Origin of the sequence: Microbacterium phyllosphaerae, from assembly GCF_017876435.1 — a bacterium.
GTDB classification, from domain to species: Bacteria; Actinomycetota; Actinomycetes; order Actinomycetales; family Microbacteriaceae; genus Microbacterium; species Microbacterium phyllosphaerae.
The window spans coordinates 3,420,199-3,444,836 of record NZ_JAGIOA010000001.1 but is presented as its reverse complement, the minus strand read 5'-3'; the positions used below and the strand labels follow the sequence as shown (position 1 = coordinate 3,444,836).

Below are 24,638 nucleotides of genomic sequence, written 5' to 3'. Positions count from 1 at the left end.
TTCAGGCGCGACGCGCGTACTGGGCGGCGAGCAGCCAGGCGAGGTAGAGCCCGCCGACCGACACGGTCACCACGCCGACCGGCACGGCGACCAGCTGGGCGACGGTGTCCGACACGACGACGAGCGCGGCACCGGTGAGCATCACGGGGGCGGTGCCCATGGGGGTGTTCGAGCGGGTGAGACGCTGCGAGATCTGCGGTGCGGCGAGGGCGATGAACGAGATCGGGCCCGCGGCGGCGGTGACCAGGGCGACCAGGGCCACCCCGAACACCATCGCGGCGAGCCGCGTGCGTCCGGGGCTCACCCCGAGCGCGGTCGCCGCGTCATCACCCATCTCGAGCACCGGCAGGGTGCGGTTCAGCGGGAGCGAGGCGAGCGTCACGATCGCGAAGACGATCGCGGCGGGAATGAGCTGGTCGAACCCGAGGGAGGCGAGGGAGCCCGCGCCCCAGGTCGCTGCCATCATGGCCTTCTCGACGCTGACCGAGATCAGGATCCACGAGGTGAGAGACCCGAGCCCTGCCGAGACGCCGATGCCCACGATGATCAGTCGGAACGACGACAGCGTGTTCTTGTGGGCGAGCACGTAGACGAGCAGAGCCGTGAACAGGCCACCGACGAGGGCTCCGACGGCCTTGAACATGTATGCGTTCAGCTCGAGCACGACCATCATCACAGTCACGCCGAACTGGGCGCCCACTCCGAAGCCGATGATGTCGGGCGAGCCGAGCGGGTTGCGCGTGAGTGACTGGAAGATGCCGCCGGAGAGGGCCAGAGCCGCGCCGCACAGCACCGCGAACAGCACGCGCGGCAGCCGCCACTCGAAGACCACCTGACGGATGTCGGGGTCGGATGACGGGTCGAAGATCGCGCGGACGACGGAGGCGAAGTCGACCTCGTAGGCGCCGATCGTCATCGATGCGAGACCGGCAGCGATGATCACGACGACGAGAACCGCGCTGACGACGACGGAGCGCACCGGGATGAGCGCGGCGACGCGCGCGGTCTCGACGCGGAAGAGGCGACGGCTGTGATCGACCGGGGTGAAGTCGGGGGTCCGCTGGTCGTGAGAGGGCCGCTGACGCTGGTCGATGCTCACAGTCCGCTCACCCGCTTGCGACGAACGAGGATGATCAGGATCGGCGCACCGAGGAGCGCCGTGACGATGCCGACGCGCAGTTCTCCGCTGGGCAGCACGATGCGCCCGAGGATGTCGGCGGCCAGCAGGAACGCGGGGCCGATGACCATCGAGTAGGTGAGCACCCAGCGCTGGTCGGGGCCGGTGAACCAGCGCACGACGTGCGGGATCATGAGGCCGACGAACGCGATCGGGCCGGCGGCGGCGACGCTCGTGCCGGCGAGGATCGTGACGGCGATGATGACGAGCACACGGGTCACGCGCACGCGTGCTCCCAGCGACTGCGCCAGGTCGTCGCCCAGTGCCAGGGCGTTGAGCGAACGCGCGCACAGCAGCGCGATGATGAGGCCGCTCGCGATGAGCGGTGCGGCCCAGGCGAGCTGGTCGAGGGTGCGTCCGCCGATGGATCCGACTCCCCAGAAGCGCATGACCTGCAGGGTGCCGAGATCTCGCAGAACGATCGCGGTGGTGAATCCGGTGAACGCGGCGCCGAGAGCGACCCCGGCGAGCGTGAGCTTCATCGGTGTCGCACCGGAGCGTCCGAACGAGCCGAGGATGTAGACGAGAACGGTGAGGACGAAGGCACCGAGCAGCGCGAACGGCACGTACGCGCCGGGGGTGGTCAGGCCGAGGATCCCCACCGCGAACGTGACGGCGAACGACGCGCCGGCGTTCACGCCCAGGATGCCGGGGTCGGCCAGAGGGTTGCGGGTGAACGCCTGGATCAGTCCGCCGCAGACGGCGAGAGCCGCGCCCACGACGATGCCGAGCAGTGTGCGCGGGACACGCAGCTCCATGACCATCAGGTGCAGAGGGTTCTCGTCGTCGTAGGCGAAGACCGCGTTCAGAACCGTCACCGGGTCGATCGCGCGGTTGCCGATGGCGAGCGAGGCGACCGTGGCGGCGGCCAGCACGATCGTCGCTGCGACCAGGCCCGCCACGAGCGCCCCGTTGCGGCGCGGGGAGTCGTCTGCACGACTCCCCGCGCCCGTGATCGAGACGTCCGTGCCGTCTTCCGTCGCCAGGGACATCTCTCGGATCACTCGCCGGCGATCGTCGGCTCGCCCTGCAGGGCGGCTGCGAGGTCGTCGACGTAGGTCGGCAGGATGTACTTCAGCGAGAGCACGGTGGGGGCGCTGATCGCGGAGGCCTGGGCGTCGTCGGCGTAGATCACGTACGAGCCCGCCTCGATCGGCTCCCAGCGGGAGACGACCTTGTTCTCGACCGTGTACTCGCCCTCGTCGACGCTGCTGCCCCATGCGGCGAACAGGTCGGCCTGCACGTCGTAGAGCTTCTCGAGGCTGACGCCGGTGTACCAGTTGTCCCCCTCGGCGGTCGCCAGGAAGCTGTCCATCGCCGAGGTCGAGGTGAAGCCGAGCGCCTCGGTGATGCGCACGCGCGGGTCGTACTCGAGGTAGACGCCGAGGTCGGTGCCGCCCTCGTTCAGGGTCAGGCCCCAGACGAACGTCTTGCCGTCGAATTCGGGGTGCTCATCGGCGAGCGAGGTGATCATCTCCTCGGTCTCGGTGATCAGCTCCTCGGCCTTGTCGTCCTCCGACATGGCCTTGCCGATCGTGCGGGTCATGTCCTCCCAGGTGCTCGGGTCCCAGGCGCGCTCGATGTAGGGCACGGTCGGGGCGATCTCGGTCAGACGCTCGTACTCGACGTCGGTGACGCCCGAGTAGAGGCTCAGGATGAGGTCGGGCTTCAGCGCCTTGATCGCCTCGTAGTTGGGGCCGTCCTCCGTGAAGGGGATGATCTCGGGCGTCTCGCCGTACTCCTCGGTGACGAAGTCCTCGAACCAGGGCTGGTACCCGCTCTCATCGGCACCCCAGACCTCCTCCATTCCGACCGGGTTGGTGCCGAGGGCTGCGACGATGTCGGGGGTCATCCAGCCGAGGGTGACGATGCGCTGCGGCTTCTCGGGGATGACGGTCTCGCCGTGGGCGTGCTCGATCACCACGCCGTCGGCGGAGGTCGAGGCCGAATCGGCGGTGTCGGCAGAGGCCGTGCACCCCGCGAGGGTGAGGGCGGCGGCCAGGGCGGCCGCGACGAGCGCAGCACCACGGCGGGTCTTCGGGCGCGCAGAAGCGTGCGTCATGATTCTCCTTCAGAGAGAGGGGGGAGGGTATGCCGCGTCAACGCGGCGCAAGGTTAGGTAAGCATGTCCTAACAGAACGATGCTAGAACGCAGAGGACGGTTCGAGTGTCGTCAGGCAGACGACTTGTGTCGCTGAATCGACACCGGGACGTCATCCCGGGAGCGTCATCGCCAGTAGAGCTGGTGCGCGGAGTCGGCCTGCACGCGTGCGACGTGCTGCCTGGGGGTGAGGCCGAATCGCTCTTTGAACGCCGCAGAGAACGCGCTCGTCGTGGAATAGCCGCAGCGGTGGGCGGCAGCGCCGATGGGGGTGCCGTCGACGATCAGCCGGGCTGCGAGCGTCATCCGCACCCCGGTGCGCCATCGGGCGAAGGTCATGCCGACGTCGTTCTGGAAGATGCGCAGCACTGTGCGCTCATGGAGTCCGTGCGCGAGGAACAGCTGTCGCGCGCTGCGCGGGTCGCCGGGGTCGGCGAGCACCGCCTGCACCAGCGGGCGTACGCGCTCATCGGCCGGCAGCGGCACCTCTCCCCATCCGTCCGCGGCCTCGGCGGACGGATGCTGCAGCATCTCGATGAGCACTGACTGGATGCGCACCCGGAGGTCGGTCGGCATGTCGTTGATGCCGAGGTGCAGCAGCATCTCCTGCACGGCCCGGGGGACCAGCACCTGGGTGACCTCGTCGATCGGGGCGATCAGGGACGGGTCTGCGATGTAGGTGTAGCACCCGGTCGAGTCGCGCTCGTGGCGCGCCGTGTGCGGAGTGTGTGCAGGGATCCAGACCCCCTGTCCCGGGGCGAGGCGCCACATCGACTCCTGCAGCTGCACCCAGACCGTGCCGCGGTAGCACCACGCGAGCATCGCATCGGGGTGCGAGTGCGGCGGTGCGAGCGGACGGGTGTCGGTGTCCTCGCCGGTGACGACGCCGGTGCCCATCAGGTACGGCGCGCGGATCGTCGACGGATGCACCGGGCTCGCGTCCCAGTCCTCCTGGCGGTAGGAGTTCACGTCGTGCTCTGCGGTGCCGAGCCGGTCGATCCGCGTTCGATGATGTGAGAGCTCGGAGCGACGGCGGTCGCATCCACGACGCCCAGCGCGTCGCGTGCTGCACGACGGCCGTAGGCCACGGCCTCGATCCGCACGGTCGTGAGCGCGGGGCTCGTGTACGTGCCCCAACCGGCGTCGTCGAAGCCGATGACCGACAGATCATCAGGAACGCGGATGCCGAGACTGCGCGCTGCGCGCAGGACGCGAGCGGCGGAGTCGTCGTCGAAACCAGCGACACCGGTGATGCCCCGGGAGATCGCTTCGGCCAGGCCGGCTGTGCCGGCATCCGGATCTTCGGGCATGGCGACGGTCACGGGCGGGGCGATGTCGAGAGCCCGCGCGGATTCCCGCAGATGGCGTTCCCGAAGGGCGATCATCGCCGGGATGCCGTGGTCGTCGGAAGGTCTGGCGAAGGCGATGCGTGCGTGCCCCCGGTCCACGAGGTGAACCGCCTGCGTGAGCGTGTGCGACGCGAGGCCGTCGATCCATCCGCCGTCGAGACCGTCGCTCTCGGCACCGGCGTAGATCGCGCCGAGGTCGATGACCGCCCGGGGTGAGATGGCGTCGATCATGCGGTCGAGCGCCTCACCGCTCGACGGCAGCACTGCGACGGAGTGGCCGTGGGCGGCGAGTTCGCTGCCGAGTCCGTCGAGGAAGGAGTCGAGCGCGGTGCCTCGGGGTAATCCGCCGGTCGCGACCACGACCGTCCGGGTGGCGCCTTCGCGGAACGCGCGGGCGAGCGTGGTCGGGTATCCGAGTTCCTGCGCCGCATTCCGGACGCGATCGCGAGTGCCGAGGGGGATCGTCTGGCCCGCCGTGTCGTTGAGCACGAAGCTCACGGTGGTCGCCGACACTCCGCTCACCCGGGCGATGTCCCGGATGGTCGGGGTCTTGCGAGAACTCTCAGCCACGGGGATAGCTTAGAGTCACTAATGTTGTTTAGTAATGGCGGCGACCACGCGAGGCGGCACCGCACGACGCGATCGAGGGAGAGCGACATGAAGTCAGTGGTGATCACGGGCCCAGGAACCACCGAGGTCCTCGAGGTCGAGCAGCCGACGGCGGGCCCAAGTGATGTGCTGGTGAAGATGAAGGCCTGCGGCATCTGCGGGTCGGACCACATGTACACGACGTACGGCGGCATCCCGCCTCGCCAGGGGGCCACTCCGCTGGGGCACGAGCCCGCGGGGGAGGTCGTCGAGGTCGGGTCCGAGGTGACCGGTGCGAAGGTCGGTGACCATGTGGTGATCAATGTCATGGCGACGGTCGACGGGTTGCTCGGCAGCGGCGGTGCACAGGGCGGATTCAGCGATGTCATCGTCCTGAAGGACGCGCGGGCCGGGGTGCAGTTCCGAGTCATCCCCGATGAGATCCCGTGGGAGGTGGCCGCGCTGAACGAACCCATGGCCGTCGCCCGGCACGCGACCAATCGCACCGGATCGAAGCCCGGCGACAAGATCGTGGTGTTCGGTGCGGGGCCGATCGGCCTCGGCGCGGTGCTCGGCTTCAAGGCGCGCGGCGCGGGCCATGTCGTGGTCGTGGACATCGTCCCGAATCGCCTCGAGAAGGCACTGCTGATCGGGGCGGATGCGGTGATCAACTCGGCGGACGAGGATGTCTTCGCCCGTCTGGTCGAGCTGCACGGCACGGCGGCGCCGGTCGTCGGTGTGCGCGGGGAGCGCCCGGACTCGGATGTCTATCTGGATGCCGCCGGTGCGCCCGCCGTCATAGCGACGGCGACGTCGGCGGCCAAGCAGGGCGCGACCCTCGGGATCGTCGCCGTGCACAAGAAGCCGGTCGAGATCGACTTCGGGGCTCTGCTCACGACCGAGCTGACCGTCGTGCTCTCGATGGGCTACCCCACCGAGATCTTCGAGGTCACCGACGACATCATCGCGAACTGGCGCAAGTGCGAGCTGATCATCAGCGACCGCATCCCGTTCGATCGGGTGCAGGAGGCGCTCGCCCTGGCGGCGACTCCGGGTGCCGCCGAGAAGGTCGTCGTCACGTTCCCGTGACGACAGGAGGAGAGAACCGGATGCCGAACATCGAATTCCCGTCGACGACGGCGCTGGTCGTCGTCGACGTGCAGGCGGGAACCCTTCCGAACGCGAGAGCGGTCAGTGCCGAGAACCTCGTGTCCCACGTGGGCAGTCTCGTGGAGGCGTTCCGTGGCTCCGGCCGGCCCGTCGCCTTCGTGGTGTCGACCGGGACGGCGTCCGGTGTCACCGACCACGGACCCGGCGGGCGGGTCTGGCCCGAGGGGTTCGCTGAGCTCGCTCCCGGGATCGACGATCGCGGCGACGAACCCGTGCATCCGCGTGCCGGGTGGAGCGCGTTCGCAGGCACCTCGCTCCTCGACGATCTGACCGCGGCCCAGATCACCGACATCGTCGTCGTGGGCCTCGCGACGACCTTCGGCGTCGAGTCGACCGCACGTGACGCCGCCGACCTGGGCTTCTCGGTCGTCGTCGTGTCCGACGCGGTCTCCGACCCTGACCCCTCCGGTCACGAGCGCTCGCTGACGCGGGTGTTCCCCGCGCTCGGGAGAGTGCGGACGACAGCCGAGGTTCTCGCCGCGATCTGATCCGGCTGGTCAGTCCTGCGGTCCGGTGAGGGCTGCCTCGACCGGAGCCCAGCCGTTCTCGAGCACGGCGAAGCCGGCGTCGAGGATCCCGAGCTGGTCTTCGTGCTCGTTGACGAGCAGTTGCATCTGCAGCACGAATCGCGAGTAGACGCGGATCTCCGCCGTCGGCTCGGGGAGTCCGAGCTCGTCGGCGATCGCATCCGCCAGGGCATCCTCGTGCCGTAGCCACATCTTCGCGGCATACTCGCTCAGTGCCGGAGTCTCGTTGAGGAAGGCGAGGAAGATCCGCGTCACGTCGTTGCCGTGCTCGTCGATGTTCGCGCCGACCTCCGCGGTGTAGAAATCGCGGATCGCCCGGTTGATCGTGACGCCCTCGGCGCGGTCGCGCACTGCGGAGACGAGCCGATCGCGCTGCTCGTCGTCTTCGTCGAACACGAGCGCCTCCTTCTGGGGGAAGTGCGCGAACACCGTCGTGGGAGACACGTCGGCCGCATCGGCGACCTCGCGGATGCTGACGTTGTCGAAGCCGCGCTCGAGGAACATCATCGTCGCGACGTCGGAGATGTTCTTGCGGGTCGCCGCCTTCTTGCGCTCCCGGCGTCCGAGGGGTGCAGAGTTCGTCATGTCTCCACGATATCGCGCACTCGATACAAAACTGGCTTGACAACAAAACTGGTATTGATACAGTTTCGGAGTGACTTCACTTAAGAACCCGCCTGCGCGCAGCGAAAAGCGCGCCTGGATCATGCTCATCGTGCTGACGATGCTCACCGTCATCGGCATGACCGTCGTCCTCCCCGTCCTGCCCTTCGTCGTGCTGCAATACGTATCGCACGAAGGCGATCTCGCGATCTGGGTCGGAGTGCTCGAAGCGATCAACGGCCTGTGCGCCTTCCTGGTCGCTCCCTTCCTCGGTCGTCTCTCCGACCGCTTCGGCCGTCGCCCCGTCATCATCGGTGCCGCATTCGGTGCCGCGTTCGCCATGACGCTGTTCGGCATCGGGGGAGCGATCTGGGTGCTCGTCCTCGCCCGCGTCATCCAGGGCCTGACCGCCGGCGACATGCCCGCCCTCTTCGCCTACCTCGCCGACATCACCCCGCCCGAGAAGCGTGCGCAGCGGTTCGGCCTGCTCGGCGCCCTGTCGGGCATCGGCATGATGATCGGCCCGGCGATCGGCGGTCTCCTCGCCGCCGTGAGCCTGCAGCTCCCGGTCTTCCTCACCGCGGCGGTCGGGCTCATCATCGCGATCCTCAGCATCTTCCTGCTTCCCGAGAGCCTGAAGCCCGAGAACCGCATCCCGCGCATCGCCGTCCGCGACCTGCAGCCGTTCGCCGTCTTCAAAGACGCCTTCCGCCGCAAGGAGCTCCGGGGCCTCATGATCGGCTTCGGTCTGCTCGCGCTGCCGTTCGGCTTCTTCGTCAACAACTTCAGCGTGCTCGCCCTGGACTCGATCCAGTGGGGTCCCACGCAGATCGGTCTGCTCACCGCGGCCGTCGGCATCATCGACATCCTCATCCAGGGTGTGCTGCTCGGCATCCTGCTGCCGCGCATCGGAGAGCGCGGCGTGATCGTGAGCGGCATCGTCGCGCAGATGATCGGCCTGATCGGCCTCGCGGTCGTCGCCTCGATCTTCGCGCAGCCGTGGGTGTTCATCGTGGGTGCGCTCATGCTCGCAGCAGGCCAGGGCGCCTCGCAGGCAGCGATGGACGGAGCCATGTCGAACGCGGTCGGCGACGACGAGCAGGGCTGGCTGGGAGGAGCGACCCAGTCGCTCGCCGCGGCGATGAACACGGTCGCACCGCTGATCGCCGGCGCGCTCTACGTCACCGTGAGCCACGCCGCCCCGTACTGGCTGGGTGCCGCGCTCATGGTCGTCGCCGCGATCGTGGTCGGCCGCGCGCACATCGCGAACACCGCGAAACGCGAGCCGACCGATGCCGATGCGGATGCCGACGCCGACCTGCCGACCGAGCTCGCGCACGCCGACAACTGACCTGGGCGGAGGGATGATGGATGCATGCCGTCATCCCACCGCCCCGGGCTCCGGGTCTCGTCGGGCCTCACGATCCCCGAGGCCGAGCTGTCGTGGCGCTTCTCGCGCTCGTCGGGGCCCGGCGGGCAGGGCGTGAACACGGCGGACTCGCGCGTGGAGCTCGTGTGGGATGCCGCGCACAGCACCGTTCTCACGCCCCATCAGCGCGACCGCATCCTCGACCGACTGAGCAGTCGTCTGGTGAACGGAGCGCTGACGATCGCGGCCTCCGAGCACCGCGCGCAGCTGCGCAATCGTGATGCCGCACGGGAACGCCTCGTGGCGCTCGTCGCCGACGCTCTGCGGCCGCCGGCTCCTCAGCGTCGGGCGACGAAGCCGAGCCGTGGGTCGAAGGAACGGCGGCTGACCGCGAAGAAGCGGCGCACCGACGTCAAGCAGATGCGCAAACCGCCGCGCGACGGGTGACGACTCCCCGATCAGTCCTTGCCGCCGCGCACGAGTTCGAGACCAGCGCCGGCGAACTGTCGCAGGGTCGCATCCGGCAGGAACGCCCGAGTGAGGGCCGTGCCGATCGCGGCGAGGTCGCTCTCGTCGCGGAACAGCAGGTACATGGTCTCGTAGCGAGGGTGGAACTTCTGCTTGAACCGGTGCAGCGATCCGAACCCGTACACCGGCTCGAGAGCCTCCGCGAGGCGGTCGCTGAGCGCGGCGATCATGCCGGCATCCGGCGGATAGTCGTGGGCGAGGGGAGCACCCGACAGCGACATGATCTGCGCGCCCTCCTCGGAGAACTGACGAGCGGATGACCCGATCAGGTACTCCATGACCGGAGCGAAGCCGCCCTCCCGACGGCGCATGAGGTCGAGCGTCCAGCCCCGCACCGTTCCGGCGTCACCGTAGACCGGCAGCCACGACAGGAATCCGTCGACGTCGCCGTTCGGAGCCAGAGCGAGGGCGAGGCGCACCTCGGGATCCTCCGCCTCCTCGAGGGTGCCGAGCGTGAACCGCATCTCCGGGAGGTCCTTGTCACCGACCCAGGCCTCCGAGATCGCGCGCAGCTGCTGCTGCACGCCCCACGACTCCGACTTCAGATGCGTCATCCGGAAGGTCATCTCGTCACGGCCGGCGCGGTTCAGCGAGGTGCGCACCGAGTTCCAGCGCTTGCCGGTGAACTCGAGACCAGGAAGGTCGACGATCGTGTCGTCGGCGACCACGATGCTCCGCCAGGTCGATGGCACGGCCTCGCGGGTGGCGTCGTCCGAGCTGAAGAAGCACGGGACGAGTCCCGCGAGTTCCGCGGTTCGGATGAAATCCGCGACGGCATCGGCACGGGCATCCGCCGGTCCGATCGGATCCGCGAGCGCCAGCGCGACCCCGGCTCGCCGCTGGTACGCGACGATTCCCCCGGCTGTGCGGGCGTAGCTGTTGCCCTCCCAGGTCGTCATCCACGACAGGGTGCCGCCGCCGTGCGCACGCAGCTCGGTCTTCACCTCGTCGACCGAGGGAGCCGGCTGGATGCCGAGCAGCGACTTGCGCTTCGCCCGGAACGCGCGCCGCACCCACACCAGGTAGACGAGCAGGATCAGCCAGAGGAAGCCGTTGGCGAGCGAGAGCTCGGTCTCGCCGTCCCACCGCAGGTCGACCTGCGCCTGCGAGAAGACCGTGATGAGGATCAGCAGGAGTGCCGCCACCAGGACGTTGAACAGGCCGAGCAGGATCACGAGCACCCACGCCCAGCGGCGACCACGCAGGAGTCCGTTCATGAGAACGACGATGACGACGAGGTCGATCGCCAGGTCGATGAATCCCCCCGAAGCGGGCTCCGTCGGACCGAACGGGCCGTCGGTGGCGACGAAGGTCGTGATGATCTCGACCGCCCCCAGCACCAGCAGCGCGATCACCGCGATCAGCCTCTGCTCGCGTACCGTCGTGCGCCGCACACGCAGAGTGCGGTCGGCGAACAGGATCAGCAGCACCGCGAGCAGGTGCTCGAGGTCGGCGAGCGCGCCCCAGAACAGCATCGCGGTGAACACGAAGCCGAGCAGCACCAGCCAGCCGCGCACCCGCCACGGCGGGCGGAAGAGGCCGACGGCCGCCGCGATGCAGGCCATCGTCCCGCCGGAAGCGCCGACGTCGAGCGCCTGCGCCTGGGCCTCGGCCCACGCCCACGGCAGCTGCGACGCGACGGCGAGCACCAGAGCGGTCGCGAACACCGCGAACAGCTGACCGATCCAGTAGTAGGCGAGAGCGACTCGGGTTCCCCGGCGGAACTCGAGGTACGCCATGCCCCAGAATCCCGAGATCGTGAAGACGTAGACCCAGGGCTGGTTCACGAAGAACGTGCCGGTGAGGGGAGTCCACCACTTGCCGTCGAGGAAGTTCGGCAGTCCGTAGGCCACGGTGGCGAAGAGCGGGGTGTCTTCGAACGGGCGCCACAGGCCCTGCCACACCACTCCGACGACGAGGATCAGCGCGATCATCGTGAGGGTCGCGGGGAGTCGTCGCACGATGGCGAGAACGGGATGCGCGGGGGTTCGCGTCTCGGTCATGCGCTCAGCGTAGCGAGGACGTGCCTCCGTCCGGAGTGGGGCGCCGGGGCGTGTAGTGACTCCAGGCCCACCGGAACCCGATACCGCCGAACGTCATGAAGCCGACGGTGAAGAGCAGGCCGGCGATGATCCCGCATCCGATGGCCCACGCGAACGAGCCTCCACCGGCGATGATCGCCGAGCCGACCAGCATCCCCACCACGCATGCGTTCACGACGATCAGCAGCATCACCGAGCTGCCGAGCAGGATGCTGGCGCTCCGAGGTCGCAGGAACGAGTACGTGCGCTTCATGCCCGCGGCGTCGTCGTAGGGCGAGGCGAGGAACGCATCCGCCACCGCGGGGTCGAGGTCGACGTACGCGCCGCGGATGCGGTTCATCGCGACGACGTACATCATGTCCTCCTCCGACACGTTCATCACCCGGACCTGCGTCATGAAGCCGATGAGCGCGAGGAACCCGAGGATCGCGAGCGAGGCGCCGCCGAACCAGCCGCCGAAATCGGAGGCCTGCCCGAGCAGCCCGATCGTCACGAGACCGGCCGACACGAGGGTCAGGAAGATCGTGATTCGGGTGAGCACCTCGCTCTGCGCGGTGCTGCGTGCCGCGAGCAGGCCCCAGTGCTCGGTGGCCAGCAGCTGCGCGCGGCGGCCCAGCACCGCATCCGATTCCCTCGTCGGCGGTGCGATCTCATCGTCGGATGCCGGTTCCGGCCCCTCCTCCGGTACGGGCAGCTCCAGGGAGGAGCCTTCGCTCATATCGGTATTGTGCTCCTGCGTCCGGGGTCTCCGATACCGGTTCCGCGGGGCGGTTCGCGGCTCGAGGGTGTCGCTCGGTGGCGATCCCGCCTTGAATGGAGTCATGCACGCGAAGACGACCCGACGCCGTCCGACATCACACCCGCGCACAGCCGCCGCGCTCGCCGCCGCATCCCTGTCGACGGTCCTCCTGCTCGTCTCGTGCACGCCCGAGCCGACGTCGGTCTCGCTCCCGGCGCCCGAGTCGTTCGCCGAAGGGCTCGATGCGCCCTGGTCGATCGCCTTCCACGACGACGTCGCTCTCGTGAGCGAGCGCGACTCCGCGCGAGTGCTCGAGATCGCCGAAAGCGGCGAGACGCGCGAGGTCGCCGTGATCGACGGTGTCGCGCCCGGCGGCGAGGGCGGCCTGCTCGGACTCGCGGTGCATGACGGCGAGCTGTTCACCTACTTCACGGCGCAGAACGGGAACCGCGTCGAGCGTCGGGAGATCCGCGGAGAGGCCGGCGACCTGTCTCTCGGCGAGCCGACGACGGTGATCGACCGCATCCCCTCGGCGGGAAACCACAACGGCGGCCGCATCGCGTTCGGTCCCGACGGCATGCTGTACGTCACCACCGGAGATGCGGGTGACCGCGACAGCGCCCAGGACCTCGATGCTCTGGCTGGCAAGATCCTGCGTCTCACGCCCGAGGGCGACGTGCCGGCCGACAACCCGTTCGAGGGGTCGCCCGTGTACAGCTTCGGACACCGCAATCCGCAGGGCATCGCGTGGGATGCCGACGGCGCGATGTACGCGAGCGAGTTCGGGCAGGACACGTGGGATGAGCTGAACGTCATCGACGCCGGCGGCAACTACGGCTGGCCCGAGGTCGAGGGCATCGCCGGGGACCCCGACTACATCGACCCGGTGCAGCAGTGGTCGCCCGACGACGCGAGCCCGAGCGGCATCGCGGTCACCGGATCCGACATCGTGATCGCGAACCTGCGCGGCGAGCGCCTGCGCACCGTTCCTCTCGACGATCTGACCGCGAGCACCGAACAGTACGTGGGGGAGTTCGGTCGGCTGCGTGACGTCGTGATCGGAGCCGGGGGCACGTTCTGGTTCCTCACGAACAACACGGACGGCCGCGGGAACCCGTCCGACGGCGACGACCGCATCATCCGTCTCGGGCTCGACTGATCCCGCGCCCTCAGTCGCGGTCTCCCGATACGCTCGCAGCATGCAGACGAGTTCCCCGCCGCCTCATGAGCCCTCGGCGGGCCAGCGGGTGCTGGCCGCGATCAGGTCCGCGGCCGCGATCCTGCGACGCCGACTGCTTCTCGTGATGGTGGTGTCCATCGTGACCCAGGGGCTCTACGTCTGGGTCGTGCTCCCGGTGCTGTTGGTCCTGTTCCAGAGCGCGCTGACCGCGGCGGGTGTCGACGGACTCAGCCTCGCCGGGCTCCCCGGCCTTCTCGGCAGCCCCCTCGCTCTGCTCGCCCTGGTGCTGCTCGCCCTCGTGGCGACGGCGTTCGCTCTCGTCGAGGTCAGCATCTTCTCGGTCGTCGCCCACCTCTGCCTCCGAGGCGACGCACCCGGTGTCGCCGCGATCCTCCGCGGCGTCTGGCGGCTCCTGCGGCGAGCGGGCAACTGGCAGCTCATCCTCGTGGCCGTCTACGCGCTGCTGGTGCTTCCTCTCTCGCATCTCGGCGTGGGTGCGAGCCTGACCTCGCACATCGCCATCCCGACGTTCATCAGCGGCGAGCTGGTCAAGACCCCACTCGGCGCATGGGCGTACGGGATCGTCGTGGTCGGCCTGCTGTACCTCGCCCTGAGGCTCGCGGCGACGGCCGCCGCGCTCGCCGGAGACGAGCGCACCGTGCTCGCCGCGATGCGGCGCAGTGTCGCGCTGACGCGGAGGACGCAGGTGCACATCGCGGGGGTCTTCGTCACCGTCGGCGTCGCCGCCGCGACGGTCTACCTCCTCGCGGCATTGCTGGGCGCGATCCCGGTCGCGATCGCCTCGGGGTCGGATGCCGGAGACGGCGTCGCCGGCAGCGTGCTCGCCCTCCTCGACCTCGTGCGCTTCGTCACGACGGGGTTCGCGGCGGCGTTCCTCGCGTTCTTCTTCGTCTCCCTCGACCGTGGAGTCTCCCTCGACCGCAGCCTCTCGGGCGACGGTGGAGTCGCCGCCGAGGAGCGTGCGTCCCGGCCTGTGCGCGACGCACCCTCACGTGTCGTCGCCGTCACCGCCTTGGTGCTCTTCGGCATCCTGGCGGTGCCGCCCGTCGTGTTCGCGACGATCGCATCGGGCGATGCCGCATCCGAGCCGCTGATCATCGCGCACCGCGGCTACACGGCAGCGGGGGTCGAGAACACGATCGCCTCGTTGCAGGGTGCAGCCGAGGCGGGGGCCGACATGGTCGAGATGGACATCCAGGAGACCGCGGATCAGGGGTACGTGGTCATCCACGACGTGAGCCTGCAACGCCTCGCCGGCGACGGACGCTCCGTGTACGACCTCACCGAGGCGCAGGCCTCACAGGTCACGGTCCGTCAGGGTGAGTTCGAGGACCGCATCCCGACCCTCGCCGAGTACCTCCGGACTGCCGACGATCTCGGCATCCGTGTGCTCGTCGAGGTCAAGCCGCACGGGCACGAGATCCCGGGGTTCGCCTCGCGCGTGGTCGCGGTGATGAACGACCTCGACCCCGACCGTCGCCACATGATCCAGTCGCTCGATGCCGGGATCGTCGACGAGATTGCCGCCGCCGACCCCGAGCGCGAGGTCGCGCTGGTCACCGGATTCCAGATCGGCGACGCACCGCGCACGGACGCGGGCACGGTCGCGATCGAGGACTGGTCGTACTCCGACGAGATGCTCGTCGACCTGCACGATCAGGGAAGGCGGCTGTTCGTCTGGACGGTCGACGACGCCGGAGTCCTGGGGGAGTACCTCGACCGCGGCGTCGACGGCATCATCACCGACCGCGTGGCCGAGGCCGTCACCGCGCGTGACCTCGACCAGCGGATCACCAACCCGGTCAGCCGGTACCTCGACGCCGCCAGCCGGACGATCCGGCCCTGGTGACCGCCGCGGCCGAGTTCAGTCGCTCACGGCGTTCTCGCTCACGGCCTTGTCGATCGCGGCCTCGAGGTCGTCCCACGCCTCCAGCACCACGGGCTCGCCGTCGATGAAGAAGCTGGGGGTGCTGCGCACGCCCAGCTTCTCTCCGTCGCTCTTGTCGGCCTGCACGCGCGCGAGGGTCGCGGGGTCGGCGACGGCCGCGTCGTAGGCCGCCATGTCGAGTCCGAGATCTGCGGCGAAGCCCCGGAACACCTCGGGCGTCTCCTGCGACTGCTCGCCCCACTGCGACTGCGTCTCGAACAGGCGGTGGTACATGTCCTCGAAGCGGTCCTGCTGGGCCGCGGCCTCGGCGGCGAGCGCGGCCTGGGTCGAGTTGAGGTGGCCGGGCAGTGGGAAGTACCGCACGACATAGGTGATGTCGCCGGCGTACTGCTCGCGCAGGTCTTCGACGATCGGGTAGAAGGCGCCGCAGGCCTCGCACTCGAAGTCGAGGAACTCGACCACGGTCACGGCATCCGCTCCTCCGTCGTCGAGCACGTGCGAGTCGGTGCGGACGGTCTGCAGCTTCTCGCCCTCGGGGGCGGTCGGCTCCGCGGCGCGCTGCGACATCGCGTAAACGATGCCGACGACGGCGAGGACGATGGCGACGGCGATGGCGATCAGGGTCGCCTTGACAGGGGTCTTCATGGGGTTCTCCAACGGTGGGGATCAGGCAGGGTGAGGATGCCGCGGCGCGGCCGGGGTCGCCGAACGACGGCGTGCCTGATTCAGGTGCGGGAGAGGGAGAGCTGAGCGAGCGTGAGAGCGGGGACGTGCAGGCGAGGGCCGGCGCGTGTCGGGGCGGAGGTCGCGAGCGCTCTGCTCGTCACGATGAGGTTCGAGGCGCGACCGAAGCGCAGAAGAAGCAGCACGAGCAGGAAGCAGCACAGCGCGGCCGCGACCACGAGGCCTCCGTCTGACGACACCGCATCGACGACCGTGATCTCGGCGTCGTGATGGCCGGAGGCGGATGCGGCCGACGCAGCGGACGCACCGGGCGCGAGGCACAGCGCGGAGTGGGCATCGGTCTTGCCGTGCGAGGTCGACCACGCACCGATCACCAGCAGCACGGCGAGGCCGAGGGTGAGAGCGACCCGGAGGATCAGCATCCGCTCGGTGCCGTGCTGTCGCAGGCGCATCGACGGGTGGGGCATGGTCCGCGCAGTCTAACAATCGGGTGTCGGAAAGCGATCTCAGCCCTCGTGGGGCGGCACGACCGGTCCCGCCTTCGCACACCCGCCTACACTGGAGGGGTGGCAAGACTGTTGATCGTGGGCGGCTTCCTGGCCGCCATCTTCTGGGTGTACAGCATCGTCGACTGCGCCGTGCAGCCGTCGACGCGGCACCGCGGTGTGCCCAAGGCCGCCTGGGTCGCGATCGTCGTCTTCATCCCGGTCATCGGCGGGATCCTCTGGTTCGTCATCGGTCGCCGTCGCGCGAACGACCCGGGCGATGCCATCCGCATCACCGGCCCGGACGACGACCCAACGTTCCTGCGCACCATCAGCAAGAGCGAGCAGGATGCCCGCATCCGCCGCCTCGAAGAGGAGCTCGCCCGCCTCGAGGACGAGACCGACGACGGCGCCGCGCCGGATCCGCGTCCGTGACGGCATCGGCTGAGTCGGCGTCGCCGGCTGCGGATGCCGCGGCATCCCTGATCGCCGACCTCATCGGTCACGGAGTGCGTGACCTCGTGCTCTCGCCCGGCTCCCGTTCGCAGGCGCTCGCGCTCGCCGCGATGCACTCCGCGAACCAGGGGCACCTGCGGGTGCACGTGCGCATCGACGAACGCGTCGCCGGGTTCACCGCCCTCGGCCTCTCGCGGGAGACCGGTGTTCCCGCAGCGGTGCTCTGCACCTCGGGAACCGCCGCAGCGAACCTGCTGCCCGCCGCGATGGAGGCATTCCACTCCGGTGTGCCTCTGCTTCTACTGACCGCCGACCGCCCGCCCGAGCTCCGCGGCATCGGAGCGAACCAGGCGACCGCCCAGCCCGGCATGTTCGCACCCTGGGTGCGCGAGCAGGTCGACGCTCCCGTTCCCGGCGACGGTTCCGGCGACGGCGACTGGTCGGGGATCGCTGCCCGTGCGGTCGGGATCGCGATGGGGGCGGATGCTCCGCACGGCCACCCCGGCGTCGCCGGCCCCGTGCACCTCAACCTGCCGTCGCGGGAACCGCTTTCGGGCGCACTCCCGGCCGTCGAGATCGTGCCGGGCGACGCGGCACGCCCCGCGCTGCCCGAGCCGATCGTGCTCGACCGGGGCCCTCGCACCGTGGTGATCGCCGGTGCGGACGCCGGCGCCGATGCCGAGGAGATCGCGCACGCCGGTTCCTGGCCGCTCATCGCCGAGATCGTCAGCGGTGCTCGGTTCGGACGTCAGATCGTGCACGGCTACCGCGCCCTGCTCGGCGACGACGAGCTCGGTGGGCGCATCGAGCGTGCGGTCGTGCTCGGCCACCCGACCCTCAGCCGCGAGGTCACCCGACTGCTGTCCCGCGCAGACGTCGATGTGATCGCCGTGCGTCGAGGCGGCGAAGAGCTGAACCTCAACGGACGCACGACGCCCGCGGCGACCGTCACCGTGGCCCCCGGTGCGGGCGACCGCGACTGGCTCGGCGCCTGGCTCACCGCATCCGCCTCGCAGATCGTCGACCTGAGTGAGCGTGCCCCGGATCACGACGGGCTCGCGTCGTCCGACCCCCGTGCGCGGCGAGACGCCGTCGAGGTCGAGCTCGCGGCCGTGCGGCGCCCGCTCGACCGCGAGCTCCTCGCCGATGCCGTGTGGCGGGCGACCTGGCCCCATGACCGTCTCGTGTTCGGCTCGTCGCGCCTCGTCCGCGTCGCCGATGCGGTGCTCGGCGGCAAGAAGGTGCCGGTCCATGCCAACCGCGGCCTCGCGGGGATCGACGGCACGATCGCCACCGCGACGGGCATCGCCCTCGCCAGTCAGGCGGGCGGGGCTCCCGGTGTCACCCGGGTGCTGCTGGGCGACCTCGCGTTCCTGCACGACGTCGGAGCGCTCCTCCTCCCGCCCGACGAGGACGAACCGCGACTGCAGGTGATCGTCGGCAACGACGGCGGCGGCACGATCTTCGACGGGCTCGAAGTCGGAGCGACCGCCGACCGTGCCGATCTCGACCGTGCCTTCTACACCCCGCACACGGTGCGACTCGAGAAGCTCGCGCTCGCGTACGGCTGGGAGTATCAGCGCGTCACGACCCGTACCGCGCTCGATCAGGTGCTGACCACACCGGCGGGCGGTCGTCAGCTGATCGAGGTCCCGCTGACCCGCTGACCCTGATTCCCCTGCGACGGCCGGCCGCGGTGGCAGGATGAACGCATGACAGCGCACGAGTGGGCCAAGACACTGCAGGTCGGAGACGGATTCCGTCTGGCAGACGTCGACCCGAGGAGCACTCCCGGCTATGACGGCTCCAAGGCCGACGGTGCGCGGGCCCTCGAATCCGGCCTCGACGAGCTCAACCACCTGCAGGAGCGCCTGTTCGCGGAGAGCCGGGTCGGCGTCGCGAAGGACTCGGTGCTGCTGATCCTGCAGGCCATGGACTCGGCAGGAAAGGGCGGCATCGTGCGTCACGTCGTCGGCGGCGTCGATCCGCAGGGCGTCGCGCTCACCGCGTTCAAGGCGCCGACGGCGGAGGAGCTCGCCCACGACTTCCTCTGGCGCGTCACGCCGCGTCTGCCGGAACCCGGGTTCATCGGCGTCTTCGATCGCTCGCACTACGAGGACGTGCTGATCGGTCGGGTGCGCTCCCTGGCTCCGGCCGACGAGATCGAGCGCCGTTACGACGCGATCAACACGTTCGAGGCCGAGGCTGCGGCATCGGGCATCCGCATCATCAAGGTCATGCTGCACATCTCGCCCGACGAGCAGAAAGCGCGCCTGATGGAACGCCTCGAGCGGCCGGACAAGCACTGGAAGTACAACCCGGGTGATGTCGACGAGCGACTGCTGTGGGACGACTACATGGCGGCGTATCAGACCGTGTTCGACCGCACGTCGACCGCTGCAGCTCCCTGGCACGTGATTCCGGCGGATCGCAAGTGGTACGCGCGGCTCGCCGTGCAGGAGCTGCTCCTCGACGCGCTGCAGGGCATCGACCCGCAGTGGCCCGCCGCCGAGTTCGACGTCGAGGCCGAGAAGAAGCGCCTCGCCGCCAGCTGAGCGTCGTGGTCGGAAGGCTCAGGCGAGGGCGTCGACCAGCGGGCGGAACTTGACGCGGGTCTCGAGCAGCTCCGACTCGGGGTCGGAACCGGCCACGATCCCGGCACCCGCATAGGCGGTGACGGCGATCTCGGTGGCGGCGGGGGAGAACTGCGCACAGCGCAGGGCGATCGCCCATTCGCCGTTGCCCGCAGCATCCACCCATCCGACCGGACCCGCGTAGCGGCCTCGGTCGAACGGCTCCAGCTCGCGGATCGCGGCGATCGCGGCAGGGGTCGGGGTGCCGGCCACGGCGGCGGTCGGATGCAGTGCACCCACCAGGTCGAGCGACGAGCCGCCGTCGGCGAGCTCGCCTTCGACGTCGGTCGCCAGGTGGAAGAGGTTCGGCAGCTTGAGCAGGAACGGCTGTTCGCTCGCGGCGAGAGCACGGGTGTGCGGACGCAGCGAGGCGAGGACACTCTGCACGGCGTACTCGTGCTCGTCGAGGTCCTTCGTGCTCGAGGCGAGATGGGCGGATGCCACGGTGTCGGCGTCCGCGTCGGCTCCGCGTCCGATCGTGCCGGCCAGCACGCGTGCGGTGACCGTGCGCTGCTGCACCGTCACGAGGGTCTCGGGGCTCGCGCCGATCAGCCCGTCGACCGCGAAGGCCCACGTGTCGGGGTAGCCGGTCGACAGCGCCCGCACGAGGCGACGCAGATCGGAACCGGCGGGGATGCTGCCCGTGAGGTCGCGGGCGAGCACGACCTTGCTCAGCTCACCGGCGGCGATGCGTGCGAGGGCCTGGCTCACGGAATCCTGGTAGCCCTGGGGGCTCTGCGCGCCCGGGCCGACGGTTCCCGCCCAGTGCGGGCCGTACTCGTGCGTCGTGGCATCGGGGGCGGCATCGGACGACGAGGAGCGGATGCTCGTGAGCCACGTGCGACCGTGACTGCGGCCGATCACGAGCGTCGGGACGATCAGCACGCTGTCAGCGGCCGAGTCCTCGTCGAAGGTCAGCGCTCCGAAGGCCACGAGTCCCGTGCCGGGAAGGCCCAGCTCGTCGTGGATCTCTGCATCTTCCGAGAGGTCACGCCACGCGGTCGAGATCGCCGCCGAGCGCAGATCAGAAATGCCGGCGGGCACCCGCACGGTCTCGACGACACCGTCGCCGACGGCCACGATCCCGTCTCCGCGGCGCAACCACGCGAGAGGTCGGGCCGGGTCGGCATAGGCCAGGAGGTCCTCGACCGGATCGATCTCACGGGTCTCCACGACCAGCCTGGTGCTCACCCCTCCAGCCTAGTTCGTCGCCGATACGCAGGGCCCGAGGCGGCGCCTACGCTGAGTCCATGAGCGACGCGCGCCCCGCACCCGGCACCGAGATGATCTTCCAGTGGCGCAAGTGGGACGGCTCCCCGCACTGGCGTCACGAGTGCGTGTACCTCGGCGCCGACGAATGGGGCGACTGGATCGGACAGCCCGTCGGCTGGCGCAGTGCACGTCCGGGGGCGTCCTTCATCGCGGCGGGACCCAACGTGACGCTGGTGCCGCGGCAGACCGACTACGCGCTGACGGTGAACCGCGACCACCCCAAGGCGATGCGCATCTACATCGACCTCGGATGGGATGTGCGCTGGTCGGACGACCCGCTGCTGGCGACAGGCATCGACATGGACCTCGACGTCGTCCGTGTCGAGGGTGAGCGGGGCACGTGGGTCGACGACCGCGACGAGTGGGCCGAGCACAGCGCGCAGTACGGGTATCCCGCCGACATCATGACGCGGCTCGAAGCACTCGCGCTCGATCTCGAGCAGCGCGTGCGCGAGCAGAGCGCTCCGTTCGACGATGCCACCGCAGATCTCTGGCTCGACCGCCTCGAAGCCCTGCACCTCGCGCCTAGACTGGAGCCGTGACCTCGAACGAAGCAAACCGCGCCGATCTCGGCAAGGACCCCGCCCGCGTCAGCGGCATGTTCGACCAGGTCGCCGCGGGCTACGACCGCACGAACACGGCGATGACGGTCGGCAACGATGCGCTGTGGCGTGCGGCCACGACCCGCGCCGTCGCTCCGAAGCCGGGCGAGAAGATCCTCGACCTCGGTGCGGGTACCGCCTCGTCGTCGGCATCCCTCGCACGCAGCGGGGCAGAGGTCGTCGCCGCCGACTTCTCGCCGGGCATGCTCGCCGAGGGGCAGCGTCGTCACGGCAGCATCCGCAATCTCTCGTTCGTGCAGGCGGATGCCACCGATCTGCCGTTCGCCGACGGAGAGTTCGACGCGGTCACGATGTCGTATGCGCTGCGCAACGTGAACGATCCGAAGAAGGCGCTTCGCGAGCTCCTCCGCGTCACGAAGCCGGGCGGCCGCCTCGTCATCAACGAGTTCTCGACCCCTCCCGGGTCCGTGTTCCGTGCCGCCTACCGCTTCTACAACTCGCAGGTGCTGCCTCGGGTCGCCCGGGTCGCCGGCACGAACGGCGACGCCTACGACTACCTGAACGAGTCGATCCGCGACTGGCCCGACCAGAAGAAGCTCGCGGCCTGGATCCGCGAGGCGGGCTGGACCGAGGTCGAGTACCGCAACCTCTCCTTCGGCATCGTCGCGCTCCACCGGGCGTTCAAGCCCGCGTGAACATCATGCGCGAACCCGCATCTCCGACGACGGTAGGCTGAGAGCGTGACTTCGAGCCGCGTAGCCCCTGGTTCGCGACTGGCGAGCCGTCTCGGTTTCAGCGACCGTGTCTTCATCGGCACCGCTGGCCGACGCGTCGCGCGGGCGATCGAAGACGGCCTCGAGAAGGTCGAGACGGGCCTCGCAGAAGACGTGCGCGTCGCGGATCCGCTGGCAGACGCCGCGAGCCGCTACCTGTACGCGGCCGGAGGCAAGCGCATCCGTCCCGTGCTCACGCTGCTCGCCGCCCAGCTCGGCGACGGCAACACCGAGCAGGTGATCGACGTCGCCAAGGCTCTCGAGATCACGCACCTCGGATCCCTGTACCACGATGACGTCATGGACGGCGCAGACCGTCGACGCGGTGTTCCCGCGGCGCAGACGGTGTGGGGCAACAACATCGCCATCCTCACCGGCGACATCCTCTTCTCCCGTGCGAGCCAGCTGATGTCGCGTCTGGGTGAGCGGGCGATCCGCCTGCAGGCCGACACGTTCGAGCGCCTGGTCCTCGGCCAGATGCACGAGACGATCGGTGCGCAGCCCGACGACGACCCCATCGAGTTCTACATCCAGGTCCTCGCCGACAAGACCGGGTCCCTGATCGCGGCCGCCACCCAGGGTGGCGTGATCTTCTCGAACGCACCGTCGGAGTACGAAGAGCCGCTGCGCGTCTACGGCGAGAAGATCGGCGTCGCGTTCCAGCTGCTCGACGACGTGATCGATCTCTCGGCGAAGCCCGAGGACACCGGCAAGGTCCCGGGAACCGACCTGCGTGCCGGAGTCCCGACCATGCCGTACCTGCTGCTCAAGGCAGAGCCGGACGACGCGTCGATCGACCTCGCGTCCCGCATCGACGACGGTGTCGCCCGTATCGCCGATGGTGCCGACCCGTCGATCCTCGACGGACCGCTCACCGAGCTGCGCGACCACACCGGCACTCAGAAGACCCTGGCGCTCGCGCATTCCTGGACCCAGGATGCGATCGACGCGCTCGCCCCGCTTCCGCGTGGCACCGTGCGCGAGGCGCTCACGCGCTTCGCCGAGACCCTCGTCGAACGCTCCAGCTGATCGTGCCGCGGCGCGTCGCCGCCTGTGCCGAGCGTGACGGCCTACGAAAGGACCCCCTATGACCAAGCTCAGACTGGCCATCGTCGGAGCGGGCCCCGCCGGCATCTACGCCGCCGACATCCTGCTGAAGGCCGAGCGCAAGTTCGACGTCTCGATCGACCTCTTCGAGCAGCTTCCCGCGCCGTACGGACTGGTCCGCTACGGCGTCGCGCCCGATCACCCGCGCATCAAGGGCATCATCAACGCGCTGCGCGACGTGCTCGACCGGGGCGACATCCGCCTGTTCGGCAACGTGCGATTCGGCGAGGACATCACGCTCGACGACCTCAAGAAGCACTACAACGCCGTGATCTTCGCCACGGGTGCGATCCGCGACACGTCGCTCGACATCCCCGGCATCGACGCGGTGGCCTCCTACGGCGCCGCCGACTACGTCAGCTGGTTCGACGGCCACCCCGACGTGCCGCGCGAATGGCCGCTGGATGCCGCATCCGTCGGCGTGCTGGGCAACGGCAACGTCGCCCTCGACGTGGCCCGGATGCTCGCGAAGCACGCGGAAGACCTGCTCGTGACAGAGGTGCCCGAGAACGTCTACGAGGGGCTCAAGGCCAGCGCGGTCACCGACGTGCACGTCTTCGGACGACGTGGCCCTGCGCAGGTGAAGTTCACCCCGCTCGAGCTGCGTGAGCTCGGCGAGCTGCGCGACGTCGACATGGTCGTCTACGACGAGGACTTCGACTACGACGAGGCATCGAAGGATGCGGTGTCGAGCAACAAGCAGGTCATGGTCATCGATCGCATCCTGCAGTCGTGGCGCAAGCGCCCGTCCGTCAACGACGCCCGAGGCGATGAGAACAACGTCGGTGGCACGGCATCCCGTCGTCTGCACCTGCACTTCTGGGCCCGTCCGGTCGAGGTCCGCAAGGACGACGCGGGGCGCGTCGCCGCGCTCGTCTACGAGCGCACGAAGCCCGACGGTCAGGGCGGTGCCGTGGGCACCGGCGAGATGCGCGAGGTCCCGCTGCAGGCGCTCTACCGCGCGATCGGCTACTTCGGTTCGCCGCTGCCGGGCGTGCCGTTCGACAAGAAGCACGGTGTGATCCCCAACCGCGAGGGCCAGGTGCTCGCGAAGGACTCGAATCAGCAGATGACGGGCATCTACGCGACCGGGTGGATCAAGCGCGGACCGGTGGGCCTGATCGGTCACACGAAGTCCGATGCCATGGAGACCGTGCGTCACATCATCAACGACCAGGGCTCCTGGTGGCACCCGGAGGACCCCTCGGAAGAGGCGATCCCCGCGCTGCTGCAGGAGCGCGACGTCAAGTGGACCGACCTCGACGGCTGGCACCGTCTCGACGAGCACGAGGTCTCTCTCGGTGCACCGCACGAGCGTGCTCGCGTCAAGGTCGTCCCTCGCGACGAGATGGTGCGCGTCTCCCGCGGGGAGTGACCGTCATC

General features: G+C 69.4%; 24 protein-coding genes. 13 read left to right on the top strand and 11 right to left on the bottom strand.

Going from position 1 to position 24,638, the window contains the following annotated elements:
- Position 1: 1 nt before the first annotated feature.
- From JOF42_RS16370 to JOF42_RS18240, 5 genes are all read right to left on the bottom strand, one after another.
- A complete protein-coding gene (locus tag JOF42_RS16370; RefSeq protein WP_307803627.1) occupies positions 2 to 1,099 on the bottom strand; it encodes a FecCD family ABC transporter permease in 1,098 nt (365 codons plus the stop codon).
- Complete coding sequence (locus tag JOF42_RS16365) at positions 1,096 to 2,169, bottom strand: FecCD family ABC transporter permease (protein ID WP_210098775.1); 1,074 nt, start codon at positions 2,167 to 2,169, stop codon at positions 1,096 to 1,098. Before JOF42_RS16365 ends, JOF42_RS16370 begins: the two co-directional genes overlap by 4 nt.
- 8 nt (positions 2,170 to 2,177) lie before the next feature.
- A complete protein-coding gene (locus tag JOF42_RS16360; RefSeq protein ID WP_210098774.1) occupies positions 2,178 to 3,239 on the bottom strand; it encodes an ABC transporter substrate-binding protein in 1,062 nt (353 codons plus the stop codon).
- Positions 3,240 to 3,404: 165 nt separating this feature from the next.
- Complete coding sequence (locus JOF42_RS16355) at positions 3,405 to 4,247, bottom strand: helix-turn-helix transcriptional regulator (protein ID WP_210098773.1); 843 nt, start codon at positions 4,245 to 4,247, stop codon at positions 3,405 to 3,407.
- Positions 4,244 to 5,197 (bottom strand): LacI family DNA-binding transcriptional regulator, encoded by a 954-nt coding sequence (locus JOF42_RS18240; protein WP_210098772.1) that lies wholly within the window; start codon positions 5,195 to 5,197, stop codon positions 4,244 to 4,246. Before JOF42_RS18240 ends, JOF42_RS16355 begins: the two co-directional genes overlap by 4 nt.
- A gap of 87 nt (positions 5,198 to 5,284) precedes the next feature.
- Between JOF42_RS18240 and JOF42_RS16345 the strand changes: the two genes are divergently transcribed.
- The gene (locus JOF42_RS16345) at positions 5,285 to 6,304 is read left to right on the top strand and encodes a zinc-dependent alcohol dehydrogenase (RefSeq protein ID WP_210098771.1); all 1,020 of its coding nucleotides are present in this window, start codon (positions 5,285 to 5,287) and stop codon (positions 6,302 to 6,304) included.
- A 20-nt stretch (positions 6,305 to 6,324) separates the two neighbouring features.
- Positions 6,325 to 6,873: an isochorismatase family protein gene (locus JOF42_RS16340; protein ID WP_210098770.1), complete on the top strand. Its 549-nt coding sequence runs from the start codon at positions 6,325 to 6,327 to the stop codon at positions 6,871 to 6,873.
- A gap of 9 nt (positions 6,874 to 6,882) precedes the next feature.
- Here the strand turns inward: JOF42_RS16340 and JOF42_RS16335 are convergent, their stop codons facing one another.
- Positions 6,883 to 7,497, bottom strand: a complete 615-nt coding sequence (locus JOF42_RS16335; protein WP_210098769.1) for a TetR/AcrR family transcriptional regulator — start codon at positions 7,495 to 7,497, stop codon at positions 6,883 to 6,885.
- A 70-nt stretch (positions 7,498 to 7,567) separates the two neighbouring features.
- On the opposite strand from JOF42_RS16335, the gene JOF42_RS16330 reads away from it, so the two are divergent.
- Together JOF42_RS16330 and arfB are read left to right on the top strand one after the other, a co-directional pair.
- Positions 7,568 to 8,866 carry an MFS transporter gene (locus JOF42_RS16330; protein WP_307803626.1) on the top strand — a complete coding sequence of 433 codons (1,299 nt, stop codon included), beginning with the start codon at positions 7,568 to 7,570 and terminating at the stop codon, positions 8,864 to 8,866.
- 24 nt (positions 8,867 to 8,890) lie between these two features.
- The gene (gene arfB / locus JOF42_RS16325) at positions 8,891 to 9,331 is read left to right on the top strand and encodes an alternative ribosome rescue aminoacyl-tRNA hydrolase ArfB (protein WP_210098768.1); all 441 of its coding nucleotides are present in this window, start codon (positions 8,891 to 8,893) and stop codon (positions 9,329 to 9,331) included.
- An 11-nt stretch (positions 9,332 to 9,342) separates the two neighbouring features.
- Here the strand turns inward: arfB and JOF42_RS16320 are convergent, their stop codons facing one another.
- On the bottom strand, positions 9,343 to 11,415 hold the full coding sequence (locus tag JOF42_RS16320; protein ID WP_210098767.1) for a DUF2156 domain-containing protein: 2,073 nt from the start codon (positions 11,413 to 11,415) through the stop codon (positions 9,343 to 9,345).
- A gap of 4 nt (positions 11,416 to 11,419) precedes the next feature.
- Positions 11,420 to 12,172: a hypothetical protein gene (locus JOF42_RS16315; protein WP_210098766.1), complete on the bottom strand. Its 753-nt coding sequence runs from the start codon at positions 12,170 to 12,172 to the stop codon at positions 11,420 to 11,422.
- Positions 12,173 to 12,275: 103 nt separating this feature from the next.
- Between JOF42_RS16315 and JOF42_RS16310 the strand changes: the two genes are divergently transcribed.
- Entirely contained in the window at positions 12,276 to 13,352 is a 1,077-nt protein-coding gene (locus JOF42_RS16310; RefSeq protein WP_210098765.1) for a PQQ-dependent sugar dehydrogenase, read from the top strand.
- Between the two features lie 40 nt (positions 13,353 to 13,392).
- Positions 13,393 to 15,243: a glycerophosphodiester phosphodiesterase family protein gene (locus tag JOF42_RS16305; protein ID WP_210098764.1), complete on the top strand. Its 1,851-nt coding sequence runs from the start codon at positions 13,393 to 13,395 to the stop codon at positions 15,241 to 15,243.
- A 15-nt stretch (positions 15,244 to 15,258) separates the two neighbouring features.
- On the opposite strand, the gene JOF42_RS16300 is transcribed toward JOF42_RS16305, so the two are convergent.
- The gene (locus JOF42_RS16300) at positions 15,259 to 15,927 is read right to left on the bottom strand and encodes a DsbA family protein (protein ID WP_210098763.1); all 669 of its coding nucleotides are present in this window, start codon (positions 15,925 to 15,927) and stop codon (positions 15,259 to 15,261) included.
- An 80-nt stretch (positions 15,928 to 16,007) separates the two neighbouring features.
- A complete protein-coding gene (locus tag JOF42_RS16295) occupies positions 16,008 to 16,433 on the bottom strand; it encodes a hypothetical protein (protein ID WP_245340831.1) in 426 nt (141 codons plus the stop codon).
- A 99-nt stretch (positions 16,434 to 16,532) separates the two neighbouring features.
- Here JOF42_RS16295 and JOF42_RS16290 point away from each other — a divergent pair, with 99 nt between their 5' ends.
- The 3 genes from JOF42_RS16290 to JOF42_RS16280 are packed head-to-tail and all read left to right on the top strand — an operon-like array spanning position 16,533 to position 19,462.
- Positions 16,533 to 16,886, top strand: coding sequence for a PLD nuclease N-terminal domain-containing protein (locus JOF42_RS16290; protein ID WP_210098762.1), 354 nt, complete (start codon positions 16,533 to 16,535; stop codon positions 16,884 to 16,886).
- A complete protein-coding gene (gene menD, locus JOF42_RS16285; protein WP_210098761.1) occupies positions 16,883 to 18,574 on the top strand; it encodes a 2-succinyl-5-enolpyruvyl-6-hydroxy-3-cyclohexene-1-carboxylic-acid synthase in 1,692 nt (563 codons plus the stop codon). Before JOF42_RS16290 ends, menD begins: the two co-directional genes overlap by 4 nt.
- A 45-nt stretch (positions 18,575 to 18,619) precedes the next feature.
- A complete protein-coding gene (locus JOF42_RS16280) occupies positions 18,620 to 19,462 on the top strand; it encodes a polyphosphate kinase 2 family protein (RefSeq protein ID WP_210098760.1) in 843 nt (280 codons plus the stop codon).
- Positions 19,463 to 19,480: 18 nt separating this feature from the next.
- On the opposite strand, the gene JOF42_RS16275 is transcribed toward JOF42_RS16280, so the two are convergent.
- Positions 19,481 to 20,731: an isochorismate synthase gene (locus JOF42_RS16275; RefSeq protein WP_210098759.1), complete on the bottom strand. Its 1,251-nt coding sequence runs from the start codon at positions 20,729 to 20,731 to the stop codon at positions 19,481 to 19,483.
- 59 nt (positions 20,732 to 20,790) lie between these two features.
- Here JOF42_RS16275 and JOF42_RS16270 point away from each other — a divergent pair, with 59 nt between their 5' ends.
- The 4 genes from JOF42_RS16270 to JOF42_RS16255 are packed head-to-tail and all read left to right on the top strand — an operon-like array spanning position 20,791 to position 24,630.
- Complete coding sequence (locus tag JOF42_RS16270) at positions 20,791 to 21,354, top strand: DUF402 domain-containing protein (protein ID WP_210098758.1); 564 nt, start codon at positions 20,791 to 20,793, stop codon at positions 21,352 to 21,354.
- Between the two features lie 56 nt (positions 21,355 to 21,410).
- Positions 21,411 to 22,070: a ubiquinone/menaquinone biosynthesis methyltransferase gene (locus JOF42_RS16265; protein ID WP_235560052.1), complete on the top strand. Its 660-nt coding sequence runs from the start codon at positions 21,411 to 21,413 to the stop codon at positions 22,068 to 22,070.
- 45 nt (positions 22,071 to 22,115) lie between these two features.
- Positions 22,116 to 23,177: a polyprenyl synthetase family protein gene (locus tag JOF42_RS16260; protein ID WP_210098757.1), complete on the top strand. Its 1,062-nt coding sequence runs from the start codon at positions 22,116 to 22,118 to the stop codon at positions 23,175 to 23,177.
- A gap of 58 nt (positions 23,178 to 23,235) precedes the next feature.
- The gene (locus JOF42_RS16255; RefSeq protein ID WP_210098756.1) at positions 23,236 to 24,630 is read left to right on the top strand and encodes an FAD-dependent oxidoreductase; all 1,395 of its coding nucleotides are present in this window, start codon (positions 23,236 to 23,238) and stop codon (positions 24,628 to 24,630) included.
- Positions 24,631 to 24,638 lie beyond the last annotated feature (8 nt).

Bases quoted from the DNA above. Each gene is read 5' to 3' on its own strand.
- JOF42_RS16295 (WP_245340831.1), bottom strand. From the start codon at position 16,433: ATGCCCCACCCGTCGATGCGCCTGCGACAGCACGGCACCGAGCGGATG.
- JOF42_RS16340 (WP_210098770.1), top strand. From the start codon at position 6,325: ATGCCGAACATCGAATTCCCGTCGACGACGGCGCTGGTCGTCGTCGAC.
- JOF42_RS16345 (WP_210098771.1), top strand. From the start codon at position 5,285: ATGAAGTCAGTGGTGATCACGGGCCCAGGAACCACCGAGGTCCTCGAG.
- JOF42_RS16280 (WP_210098760.1), top strand. From the start codon at position 18,620: ATGACAGCGCACGAGTGGGCCAAGACACTGCAGGTCGGAGACGGATTC.
- JOF42_RS16320 (WP_210098767.1), bottom strand. From the start codon at position 11,415: ATGACCGAGACGCGAACCCCCGCGCATCCCGTTCTCGCCATCGTGCGA.
- JOF42_RS16360 (WP_210098774.1), bottom strand. From the start codon at position 3,239: ATGACGCACGCTTCTGCGCGCCCGAAGACCCGCCGTGGTGCTGCGCTC.
- JOF42_RS16305 (WP_210098764.1), top strand. From the start codon at position 13,393: ATGCAGACGAGTTCCCCGCCGCCTCATGAGCCCTCGGCGGGCCAGCGG.
- JOF42_RS16310 (WP_210098765.1), top strand. From the start codon at position 12,276: ATGCACGCGAAGACGACCCGACGCCGTCCGACATCACACCCGCGCACA.
- JOF42_RS16255 (WP_210098756.1), top strand. From the start codon at position 23,236: ATGACCAAGCTCAGACTGGCCATCGTCGGAGCGGGCCCCGCCGGCATC.
- JOF42_RS16365 (WP_210098775.1), bottom strand. From the start codon at position 2,169: ATGTCCCTGGCGACGGAAGACGGCACGGACGTCTCGATCACGGGCGCG.
- JOF42_RS16335 (WP_210098769.1), bottom strand. From the start codon at position 7,497: ATGACGAACTCTGCACCCCTCGGACGCCGGGAGCGCAAGAAGGCGGCG.
- JOF42_RS16300 (WP_210098763.1), bottom strand. From the start codon at position 15,927: ATGAAGACCCCTGTCAAGGCGACCCTGATCGCCATCGCCGTCGCCATC.
- JOF42_RS16270 (WP_210098758.1), top strand. From the start codon at position 20,791: ATGAGCGACGCGCGCCCCGCACCCGGCACCGAGATGATCTTCCAGTGG.
- JOF42_RS16265 (WP_235560052.1), top strand. From the start codon at position 21,411: ATGTTCGACCAGGTCGCCGCGGGCTACGACCGCACGAACACGGCGATG.
- arfB (WP_210098768.1), top strand. From the start codon at position 8,891: ATGCCGTCATCCCACCGCCCCGGGCTCCGGGTCTCGTCGGGCCTCACG.
- JOF42_RS16315 (WP_210098766.1), bottom strand. From the start codon at position 12,172: ATGAGCGAAGGCTCCTCCCTGGAGCTGCCCGTACCGGAGGAGGGGCCG.